The following is a 9917-nucleotide window of genomic DNA, read 5'->3' as shown; positions in this document are numbered from 1 at the left end:
CGGATCGTCCGCACCACGCCGCGACCGGCCCGGTGACCCCGGGCCGCGTCGCGCTGTACGCCCTGATGACCACCGTATGGGGGTCGAGTTTCTTCTTCACCGCGCTGGCCCTGAAGGCCTTCACGCCGTTTCAGATCGTCTTCGTGCGCATGCTGATCGCGACGGTCATCCTGGGCGGCGTCGTTGCGGTGATCCGGCCGCGCTGGCCGCGCACCGCGGCACTGTGGGGCCATTTCGCGCTGCTCGGCCTGATGAGCATCGCGCTGCCCTACACCCTGCTCACCTGGGCCCAGGTCTGGGTGAATTCGTCAACGGCGATCGTGCTGTCGTCCACGACGCCCATCTTCGTCTTCCTGATCGCCACCCTCGGGCTGCGTACCGAGGTGTTCGGAGTCGCCCGGCTGGTGGCGGTCAGCATCGCCTTCGGCGGCGTCGCCCTGCTCACCCTGGCCAATCCGGCCGGTTCCAGCAACCTGTTCTGGTCGGTGATCATCGTGGTCACCTCGGCCAACTATGCGGCGGCGAACGTCTACACCAAGCGCTTCGTGTCCGGCGTCCACCCGCTGCTGGTCGCCTTTCTGCAGATCGGCTTCGGCACCGTGTGGCTGCTCCCGGTGCTGCTGTTCACCGGCGAATGGCAACTGCCCAACGACGCCGCGCCGATCTCGTGGCTCGCGCTGCTCGAGCTGGGGGTGCTCGGCTCCGCCTTCGGCTACGTCATGTTCTTCTATTTCATCAGTACCTGGGGATCGACGATCACCAGCCTGAACACCTACCTGCAGCCGCTGGTCGGGATCGCCCTCGGCGTGCTGGTGCTGGGGGAGCGGCCGGGCTGGCAGGCCTGGCTGGGCATCGGGATCGTGCTGGCCGGTGTCGCGCTGTTCGGCGTCTCCACCTTCCGACAGGCCGTGCGGCGTCGACCGGTCAGGTCAGCCGAGGGCCGAGCCGCACCGTGACCGGGTCGGAATCTGTGCCGTCGGCCACGTCCTGAACCGGCCACAGCCCGCCCTCGACGTCGTTGCCGGCAGCGGTGCGGTAGGCGGGCGTCGCGAGCAGCAGCTCGCCGTCGCCTCCGGTCAGCAGCTCGGCCGCCAACTCGACGCCGTCGCTGAGGGCCAGCCGGACGTCGCACGGTCGCAGCGGTGGCGCGAAGCCGTCCGGCAGGGTCAATCGGATGCCGCGGAACAGGTGGCTGTAGCCCGCGGTGAGCGGCAGCGGATCGGCGGTCACCGGGCGTCCAGCCGCAGCGCGCGGGTGATGATGTCGGCCGTCCGCTGAACGTGGGTGCGGGCGACCGCCGCGGCCGCCTCGCCGTCGCCGGCCGCCAGCGCGGCATGGAGAGCGCGGTGCTCGTCGTTGACCAGCCGGATGTCGGCCTCGGTGAACACGATGGGGGCGTTGAAGTTCCAGTAGTTGATCATCGTGCCGCGGGCGGCGTCGGTGAGCACATGGTTCTGCGAGGACTGGGTGATCAGCAGATGGAACTCGTCGTTCAGCTGGTTCACCTCGGCCCGGGAGTCGGTGAGCTCCATCTGCTCCATCAGCTCGCCCAGCCTGGCCAGGGTCTCCGACGTGATCCGGGCCGCGGCCAGCCGGGCCGCGGACGACTCGAACTCGACCCGTGCCTCGAGCAGTTCGACGATCTCGTGCGGCGCGTGGTCGCGGACCACCCAGCCCTTCTGCTGGACGACCAGGCCCTCCTGCTTCAGCCTCAGCAGTGCCTCGCGGACGGGGGTGCGACTGACGTGCAGCTGGTCGGAGAGTTCCTGCTCGACGAGCCGGTGGTTCGGCCGGTACTCGGCGCTCAGGATCGCATTGCGTAGATGCTCGTGGACCGCGTCAGCCGCGATCGTCTGGGTCGATCGTCGGGCCACCGGATCTCCTTCGAAGGGGGTATACCGGGCAGCATACAACCGGTCGCCCTTCGTACACCCTTGTCCGATAAGTGCCGAGGAGGGGAGTCGAACCCCTATGCCCTTGCGGGCAGACGGGTTTGAGCCGTCCGCGTATGCCATTCCGCCACCCCGGCTGGAGCCCTACGATCATGCCACATTCTCGTCGGGTGTGCCCGTCGGAGTAAGGTGCTCCCTGTGCCCGACCGGCCACCCGTCCCCACGACAGAAGAGGGCAGACAATGACGTCCGAAGCCGCACCCCCCAAGGGCCGCGCGAAAGTACTCGTTGCCGAAGACGAGGCCCTCATCCGGCTCGACCTGGTGGAGTTGCTGACCGCCGAGGGCTACGAAGTGATCGGCGAGGCCGGCGACGGCGAGCAGGCGCTGGCGATGGCCCGCGAGCTGGAGCCCGATCTGGTGGTGATGGACGTCAAGATGCCGAAGATGGACGGCATCTCCGCGGCGTCCGCGATCGCCGAGGAGCGGATCGCTCCGGTGGTCATGCTGACCGCCTTCTCCCAGCGCGAACTGGTCGAGCGGGCCCGCGAGGCCGGCGCGATGGCGTACGTGGTGAAGCCGTTCGACGCCTCCGACGTGGTGCCGGCGATCGAGGTCGCGATGGCCCGGCACGCCGAGCTGAAGGCGCTCGAGGACGAGATCGACGACCTGCAGGAGCGGTTCGAGTCGCGCAAGATCGTCGAGCAGGCCAAGGGGCTGCTGATGGAGGGCCTCGGGCTGACCGAGCCCGAGGCGTTCCGCTGGATCCAGAAGACCGCGATGGACCTGCGCAAGTCGATGCGTGAGGTCGCCGAGGGCGTGATCGGTCACTCCAAGGGTGGCAAGAAGCCCAAGCGCTGAGCGGACCCCTCCCGCCCTGGGTGGGCCGTTGGTCGAGCTGGTCGAGACCCCTTCCGGCGTAATCAGTCGTAGTTGGCCGTTCATTCGCACACTCGCACGCAAGTTGGTATACTGATCTGTATCCAATACAAGGAGTGAGGAAAAGTGAACAGCGCAGAGGCATACGATTCCGTTCGGGATGGGCGCTTCTATCAAGGCATCAAGGGCGCGATCTGGTACGCAGTTGCCGGTCCCGTCGACCACGAATCAGGCGCGGAGGGCGGTGACCCGCGGGTCCTCCGCCGACTCATCGCCGCCAGATTCGACGGTCCGGGCGCCTGACCGTTTAGATCGAGAACTGCGCCGGTTCCACCGCATCGCCGGTGGGCCGGCGCAGTCGCATGTTCAGGTGTCCGCGGGGTGGGTGTCCGCGGGGACGGTTCTTTCGGTCACCGGGGACGGTTCTTTCGGTCACCGGGGACGGTTCCTTTGGTCACCTGCCGCTAGTCGATGGGCGAGGTGCCGACCACCGCGGTGGCGTCCAGGTCGTCATCGGTGTGGACGGCGGGCAGCAGCCCGGCGCGTTCGAACAGGCTGACCGCCGGGCCGATCTGGGCGTCCGACACCTCGATCAGCAGCCGTCCACCGGGAGCCAGCCAATCGCGGGCGGTGGCAGCGATCCGGCGATGGACCTCCAACCCGTCGCGGCCGCCGTCCAGGGTGAGCCGGGGCTCGTGATCGCGGGCCTCCGTGGGCATCAGCGCGATCGCTTCGGACGGCACATAGGGCGCGTTCGCCAGCGCCACCCGGACCCGGCCGCGCAGCCGAGCCGGCAGGGCTTCCCAGAGATCGCCCTGCCAGACCGACGCGCCGGGCAGGTTCCCGCGGGCGCAACGGACGGCGTCCGGGTCGAGGTCGGCGGCATGCAGCTCGACCCCGGGGACGCGGGTGCGCAGCGCCATCCCGAGCGCGCCGCTGCCGCAGCACAGGTCGACCACCACGTCACCGGCCCGGACGCCGTCGGCGGCCAGCCGCACCAGCAGTTCGGAGCGCCGTCGAGGGACGAACACACCGGGTGTCATCGCCACCCGGAGTCCGTCGAACTCGGCCCAGCCGAGCACCTGCTCCAGCGGCTCGCCGGCGATTCGGCGGGCCAGCAGCGGCCCCGGCGGACCGGGTGCGGCCAGCAGCAGCGCCGCCTCGTCCTCGGCGAAGACGCAGCCGGCCGCACGCAGCGCGGCGACCACGTCGTCCGGATTCACTGCTTCTTCGGCCGGACCAGCGCGCAGGTGACCCGAGCGGTGCACATCCGCTCGCCGGCGTCGTCGGTGAGCACGACCTCCCAGGTGCCCAGCCGTCCGCCGATGTGCAACGCGGTGGCTTCGCCGTTCACCCAGCCGGAGGTGCCCGGCCGGTGGTGGGTGGCGTTGATGTCGACGCCGTACGCGCGGCCGCCGGGGGCCACCTCGGCGTAGGCCGACAGCGAGGCGAGGGTCTCGGCCAGCACGCAGGACGCGCCCCCGTGCCACAGCCCGAACGGCTGGGTGTTGCCCTCGACCGGCATCCGGCCGCGGCTGTGCTGCGGGCCGATCTCGAACAGCTCGATGCCCATCTTGTCGTCCAGGGCGCTACGGATGCCCTGGGCCCACTCCGGCAGACTCATGGCGCCTACGATTCCACATCGCTGTCGCAGCGTTGCCGGCGTCCGGTCGCGCCGCTTTTGTCGGCGGCCTCCGCTAACCTCGCAGGGGTGAGTGACTCCCCGGGCACGCTGCTGCTGATCGATGGCCATTCGGTGGCCTACCGAGCGTTCTTCGCCCTGCCGGTGGAGAACTTCTCGACCACCACCGGGCAGCACACCAACGCGGTCTACGGCTTCACCTCGATGCTGATCAACGTGCTGCGCGACGAGCAGCCGACCCATCTGGCGGTGGCCTTCGACGTCTCGCGGCAGACCTTCCGCAGCAACCAGTACAGCGAGTACAAGGCGAACCGCTCGAAGTCGCCGGCCGAGTTCACCGGTCAGGTCGCGCTGATCAAAGAGGTGCTCGACGCGCTCAACATCACCCACGTCGAGCTGGACGGCTTCGAGGCCGACGACATCATCGCCACCCTGGCCCAGCAGGCCGCGGCGCAGGGCCTGAAGGTGTTGATCTGCACCGGTGACCGCGACACGCTGCAGCTGGTCACCGACGACGTCACCGTGCTCTACCCGCGCAAGGGCGTTTCCGACCTGGCCCGGATGACCCCCGAGTCGGTGCTCGAGCGCTATTTCGTGCCGCCCGCGCAGTACCCCGAGCTGGCGGCGCTGGTGGGGGAGACCTCCGACAACCTGCCGGGCGTGCCCGGTGTCGGGCCGAAGACCGCCGCCAAGTGGATCGGTGCCTACGACGGGCTGGAGAACATCGTCCGTCGCGCCGCCGAGATTCCCGGCAAGGCCGGTGAGTCGCTGCGGGCACACCTCGACGACGTGATCCGCAACCGCGAGTTGAACGCCCTGGTCGGCGACCTCGAGCTGGCCGTCACCGTGCCTGAACTGGAACGCCGCGACTGGAACCGGGAAGCGGTGCACACCGTCTTCGACGGCTTGGAGTTCCGGGTGCTGCGCGACCGGTTGATGGAGACCCTGCCGGCCGAGCAGACCGGCCCGTCCGGCGGCTTCGAGGTGGTCGGCGACGTGCTCGAGCCGGGTGCGCTGGCCGACTGGCTCGCCGAACACGGACGCGGTGAGCTCACCGGGCTCGACGTCACCGGCAGCTGGCGCGCCGGCGCCGGCGACATCACCGGGCTGGCGCTGGCGGCCGCCGACGGCGCCGCCTGCTGGCTGGACGTGACCGAGCTGACCCCTGAGGACGACAATGCGCTCGCAGATTGGCTGGCCGACGAGACCGCGGCCAAGGCGCTGCATGACGCCAAGGGTCCGCTGCTGGCCATCTGGTCGCGCGGCTGGGAGCTGAACGGGCTGGCCAGCGACACCCAGCTGGCGGCCTACCTGCTGCGGCCCGACCAGCGGGTCTACGACCTGGGCGACCTGACCGCCCGGCATCTGAAGCGCGAGTTGAGCGCCGAAGGGCCGGCGGGCGCGGCGTCCGATCAACTCACCCTCGACTTCGAGGACCCCGACCAGGGCAAGGACTCGATGATCCGCGCCCGGGCGGTGATCGACCTGGCGTTGGCCCTCACCGAAGAGCTGGACGAGCGCGGCGAGGGCTCGTTGCTGGCCGACGTCGAACTGCCGCTGCTGCGCACTCTGGCCACCATGGAACGCGACGGCATCGCGGTCGACGCCGACTATCTGCAGACCCTGCACGCCGAGTTCGACAGCGCCGTCCGGACTGCCGAATCGGACGCCTTCGCGGTCCTCGGGCGTCCGATCAATCTGGGCTCACCCAAGCAGCTGCAGGAGGTGCTGTTCGACGAGCTCGGCATGCCGAAGACCCGCCGCACCAAGACCGGCTGGACGACCGACGCCGAATCGCTGGAATCGCTGTTCGTGAAGACCGAGCACCCGTTCCTGGCGCACCTGCTGCGGCACCGCGACCAGATCCGGCTGCGCCAGACCGTCGAAGGGTTGCAGAAGTCGATCGCCGACGACGGCCGGGTGCACACCACCTACATCCAGACCATCGCCGCGACCGGACGGCTCAGCTCCACCGACCCGAACCTGCAGAACATCCCGATCCGCACCGAAGAGGGCCGGCGGATCCGGCGGGCGTTCGTCGTGGGCGCCGGTTACGACACCCTGATGACCGCCGACTACAGCCAGATCGAGATGCGGATCATGGCGCACGCCTCGGGCGACGTCGGCCTGATCGAGGCCTTCCACTCCGGCGAGGACTTCCACACGGTGATGGCCGCCCGGGTCTTCTCGGTGGCGCCCGACGAGGTTGACACCGGCATGCGGGCCCGGATCAAGGCGATGAACTACGGCCTCGCCTACGGGCTCAGCGCCTATGGCTTGTCGCAGCAGCTGAAGATCGCCGTCTCCGAGGCGAAGGGCCTGATGGAGGAGTACTTCGAGCGGTTCGGCAATGTTCGCGACTACCTGCACGACGTCGTCCGGACGGCCGGCAAGACCGGCTACACCGAGACCCTGCTCGGACGCCGCCGCTACCTGCCCGACCTGACCTCGTCGAACCGGCAGCGTCGCGAGATGGCGGAACGGATGGCGCTGAACGCCCCGATCCAGGGTTCGGCCGCCGACATCATCAAGGTCGCGATGCTCGACGTCGAGTCGGCGCTGGCCGAGCAGGGTTTGTCGTCGCGGATGCTGCTGCAGGTGCACGACGAACTGGTCTTCGAGATCGCCGCCGGTGAAGCCGAGGCGATGGAGGCGCTGGTCCGCGAGAAGATGGGCCACGCCGTCGACCTGACCGTTCCCCTGGAGGTATCGGTCGGCACCGGCCGGTCCTGGCACGAGGCCGCGCACTGACGGTGGGCGTCACCGCCCGGGCAGCAACGAGATCTTCTGCCAGATCTTGTTGCTCATCCCGGTGGTGAGCGCCTCGATGGTGCTCACCGTGTCCAGGATCACCGAGTCCTGGCTCTCCTCGGCGCACAGGGCGGCGATCTTGCCGAGCAGGCTGAGCATCTCGGAGCAGTAGTCCAGGTAGTTCTCCATCGACTGCGCGGTGGACAGTTCGATGTCGATGGTCTGCGGGGTGGAACGGAAGTCGGGGCGGAGCCGTTCGGGATCCTTGGTCAGCTGGTGCATGTCGACGATGTGGGCCAGCGACCGCAGCCGGTGCAGTTGGCCGAGCAGGTAGCTGCGCTCGATCCGGTTCGGCAGCGCGTACAGGAAGTACACCGCGATCGCGGCGAAGACGATGTCGTTGACCATCGACTCGATCAGCGGCAGCCACTCGAAGGACCGCTCCGGGCCGTTGCTGACGGCGTCCCGCAGGGTTAGCCCGAGCGCCGCAACGGTGACCAGTACGACGACAAGGCTGAGCAGGCGTGACCCGACCCGGATGCGCCGCAGCCGTAGCCGCGCGGTGGTCGCCGACCCGGCCACCTGCTCGGCGACGCTGATCAGCTGGTCCGCCACCTGACGCAGCCCGCGGTCGGGGAACCGGGCCGCGATCCGACGCTGCAGCGTGCGGGTGGTCTCGACCACGTTCGCGGCGTTGAGCCGCTGGTACCGGTGGGTGGCGGTGTCGGTCATGCCGGCCACTCTGCCATCGGCGAGCCCGGAGGCCGACCACGGTTCGACAGGCGTGGCCGACCGTTCTCGAGTGCGCTCAGCGCACGGTGGCCAGGATCTCGGTGCGTTCCACGCCGTTCTGGGTCCAGGTGCCGGTCAGGGTGCCCAGCGGCTGGGCGGTGCGGACGTGGTCGCCGTCCAGTACCCGGACCAGCCGGGCGGCTTCCATCGAGGCGTTCGACACCGGGACGATGCCGCTGCCGCGCACCGTCATCGACTTCTCGCCGCGGGACAGCTCGGCCTCGTTGTCGGCCTCGTGGATCACCCGGATCAGCTCGGCGACGTAGACCGGGTCGGACGTCGCGTCGTAGCAGTAGCGGGTGCCCAGGTCGGAGTGTTCGATAGTGCCGACCAGCACCGCGAACTCGTCGTCGAGCGGCTCGGCGCGGTAGGTCAGCGGCACCTGATACAGCCGGTCGCCGGACGCCACCAGCAGGGTCTCGATGCCGACCTCGCCGTCGGGGTCGACGAACCGGTAGGCCGCCACTCGGCGCAGGTCGCCGGCGTCGCCGTCGAACCAGGGCTGGTTCGGCAGCCAGCCGGCCAGCAGCTCGAGCTTGGACGGCTTCAGTACGGCGTCGTGGATCTTCGCGGTGCCACTCATCGGTTCCTCCTGGACGGGTTGTCGAGCGGGGCTGGACGGGATCGGCCGGTCTGGCCGAACATTCCCAGCAACCCGACACCAATCTACTACAGCAAGTAGTACATCGGACCGGGCTTCGCGTTGAGTTCTACGGGCTTCGTGGCCGCCGGGATCTGGTCGGCCCAGAATCCCGCGTCTGAGGGATGAGACGAGTTGACGTGAGGCCCGTCATGCCTGAAACTCCTATTAATCCCATGGGGATTACATGTAAAATCGAAAGCGACGTCGTCCGCGCCGCCACGAACCGACAAGGAGTTCCTGTCATGACCCACTCACGCAGAGCCGTCCTCACCGCTGTCGCGGCAACCGTCGCCCTGGCGATGACCGGCTGCGCCGGGGGTGGGGCCAGCGACGTCACCGGTGCCACCAGTTCGGCCCCGGCCGGCTCGGCGAAGGTGCTCAACCTGTATGCCTACGCCGTCCCCAAAGTCGGCTTCGATAAGGTGATTCCCGCCTTCGCCAAGACCCAGCAGGGCGCCGGTGTCGAGTTCCAGCAGTCCTACGGCGCTTCCGGCGACCAGTCCCGCAAGGTCGCCTCCGGGGCCGAGGCCGACGTGGTGAACTTCTCGGTCACCCCCGACATCACCCGGTTGGTGGACGCCGGCCTGGTCGACGCCAACTGGGCGGCCGGGGAGCACAAGGGCATTCCGTTCGGCTCGGTGGTGACCATCGTCGTCCGGAAGGGCAACCCCAAGGGCATCAAGGACTGGGACGACCTGCTCAAGCCCGGTGTCGAGGTGGTCACCCCGAACCCGTTCTCGTCGGGCTCGGCCAAGTGGAACCTGCTCGCCCCCTACGCGACCAAGAGCGAGGGCGGCAAGAACGCCGACGCAGGCCTGGCCTACATCTCCAAGCTGGTGACCGACCACATCAAGGTGCAGCCCAAGTCCGGACGGGAGGCCAGTGAGACCTTCCTGCAGGGCACCGGTGACGTTCTGCTCAGCTACGAGAACGAGGCGCTGTTCCTCGAAGGTGAGGGCGAGAAGGTGGAGCACGTCACCCCGCCGAGCACCTTCAAGATCGAGAACCCGGTCGCGGTGCTGAAGGGCAGCAAGAACCTGGCTGCGGCCGAGGCGTTCCGGGACTACCTGTACACCCCCGAGGCGCAGCGGCTGTGGGCAGAGGCCGGCTTCCGTCCGGTGGACGCCACGGTGGCGAAGGAGTTCGCCAGCAAATTCCCCGAGCCCGACAAGCTCTGGACCATCGACGACCTGGGCGGCTGGCCGAGCGTCGACTCCCAGCTGTTCGCCAAGGACACCGGCAAGATCGCGGTGATCTACGACAAGGCGACGTCATGACCGTCGTCACCGACCTCACGCCGGACGCCGCCACCGTGGCGG

Annotated in this window: 10 protein-coding genes and 1 tRNA gene; 4 read left to right on the top strand and 7 right to left on the bottom strand. The window is 68.8% G+C overall.

Going from position 1 to position 9917, the window contains the following annotated elements:
- Positions 1–956: DMT family transporter (locus tag QM624_RS12830; RefSeq protein WP_415092398.1), on the top strand; the 956-nt coding region annotated here is incomplete at its 5' end.
- Here the strand turns inward: QM624_RS12830 and QM624_RS12825 are convergent.
- The 3 genes from QM624_RS12825 to QM624_RS12815 all read right to left on the bottom strand — a co-directional run bounded on the left by QM624_RS12825 (position 925) and on the right by QM624_RS12815 (position 2029).
- The gene (locus tag QM624_RS12825) at positions 925–1230 is read right to left on the bottom strand and encodes a hypothetical protein (RefSeq protein WP_415092396.1); all 306 of its coding nucleotides are present in this window, start codon (positions 1228–1230) and stop codon (positions 925–927) included. The two genes, QM624_RS12830 and QM624_RS12825, sit on opposite strands and share 32 nt — an antisense overlap.
- Positions 1227–1874: a GntR family transcriptional regulator gene (locus tag QM624_RS12820; RefSeq protein ID WP_415092394.1), complete on the bottom strand. Its 648-nt coding sequence runs from the start codon at positions 1872–1874 to the stop codon at positions 1227–1229. Before QM624_RS12820 ends, QM624_RS12825 begins: the two co-directional genes overlap by 4 nt.
- A 72-nt stretch (positions 1875–1946) precedes the next feature.
- Positions 1947–2029 (bottom strand) — tRNA-Leu (locus tag QM624_RS12815).
- 105 nt (positions 2030–2134) lie between these two features.
- Between QM624_RS12815 and QM624_RS12810 the strand changes: the two genes are divergently transcribed.
- On the top strand, positions 2135–2752 hold the full coding sequence (locus tag QM624_RS12810; RefSeq protein ID WP_415092392.1) for an ANTAR domain-containing response regulator: 618 nt from the start codon (positions 2135–2137) through the stop codon (positions 2750–2752).
- A gap of 482 nt (positions 2753–3234) precedes the next feature.
- Here the strand turns inward: QM624_RS12810 and QM624_RS12805 are convergent, their stop codons facing one another.
- The gene (locus QM624_RS12805) at positions 3235–3993 is read right to left on the bottom strand and encodes a putative protein N(5)-glutamine methyltransferase (RefSeq protein ID WP_415092390.1); all 759 of its coding nucleotides are present in this window, start codon (positions 3991–3993) and stop codon (positions 3235–3237) included.
- On the bottom strand, positions 3990–4394 hold the full coding sequence (locus QM624_RS12800; RefSeq protein WP_415092388.1) for a PaaI family thioesterase: 405 nt from the start codon (positions 4392–4394) through the stop codon (positions 3990–3992). The genes QM624_RS12805 and QM624_RS12800 overlap by 4 nt, the downstream gene beginning before the upstream one ends.
- A gap of 87 nt (positions 4395–4481) precedes the next feature.
- Here QM624_RS12800 and polA point away from each other — a divergent pair, with 87 nt between their 5' ends.
- Positions 4482–7163 (top strand): DNA polymerase I, encoded by a 2682-nt coding sequence (gene polA / locus QM624_RS12795; RefSeq protein ID WP_415092386.1) that lies wholly within the window; start codon positions 4482–4484, stop codon positions 7161–7163.
- Between the two features lie 9 nt (positions 7164–7172).
- Here polA and QM624_RS12790 read toward each other — a convergent pair whose 3' ends face one another.
- Positions 7173–7895 (bottom strand): hypothetical protein, encoded by a 723-nt coding sequence (locus QM624_RS12790; RefSeq protein ID WP_415092384.1) that lies wholly within the window; start codon positions 7893–7895, stop codon positions 7173–7175.
- A gap of 76 nt (positions 7896–7971) precedes the next feature.
- Positions 7972–8538 (bottom strand): CG0192-related protein, encoded by a 567-nt coding sequence (locus tag QM624_RS12785; protein ID WP_415092382.1) that lies wholly within the window; start codon positions 8536–8538, stop codon positions 7972–7974.
- A 302-nt stretch (positions 8539–8840) separates the two neighbouring features.
- On the opposite strand from QM624_RS12785, the gene QM624_RS12780 reads away from it, so the two are divergent.
- Positions 8841–9875, top strand: coding sequence for a sulfate ABC transporter substrate-binding protein (locus QM624_RS12780; protein ID WP_415092380.1), 1035 nt, complete (start codon positions 8841–8843; stop codon positions 9873–9875).
- Positions 9876–9917 lie beyond the last annotated feature (42 nt).

Origin of the sequence: Micropruina sp. (assembly GCF_047606365.1) — a bacterium.
In the GTDB taxonomy this organism is placed as follows: Bacteria; Actinomycetota; Actinomycetes; order Propionibacteriales; family Propionibacteriaceae; genus Micropruina.
The sequence above is the reverse complement of the archived record's forward strand: the minus strand, read 5'-3'. Positions and strand labels throughout refer to the sequence as shown.

Excerpts from the sequence above, each read along its gene's own strand:
- QM624_RS12785 (WP_415092382.1), bottom strand. The coding sequence starts at position 8,538 with ATGAGTGGCACCGCGAAGATCCACGACGCCGTACTGAAGCCGTCCAAG.
- QM624_RS12790 (WP_415092384.1), bottom strand. The coding sequence starts at position 7,895 with ATGACCGACACCGCCACCCACCGGTACCAGCGGCTCAACGCCGCGAAC.
- QM624_RS12780 (WP_415092380.1), top strand. The coding sequence starts at position 8,841 with ATGACCCACTCACGCAGAGCCGTCCTCACCGCTGTCGCGGCAACCGTC.
- QM624_RS12810 (WP_415092392.1), top strand. The coding sequence starts at position 2,135 with ATGACGTCCGAAGCCGCACCCCCCAAGGGCCGCGCGAAAGTACTCGTT.
- QM624_RS12800 (WP_415092388.1), bottom strand. The coding sequence starts at position 4,394 with ATGAGTCTGCCGGAGTGGGCCCAGGGCATCCGTAGCGCCCTGGACGAC.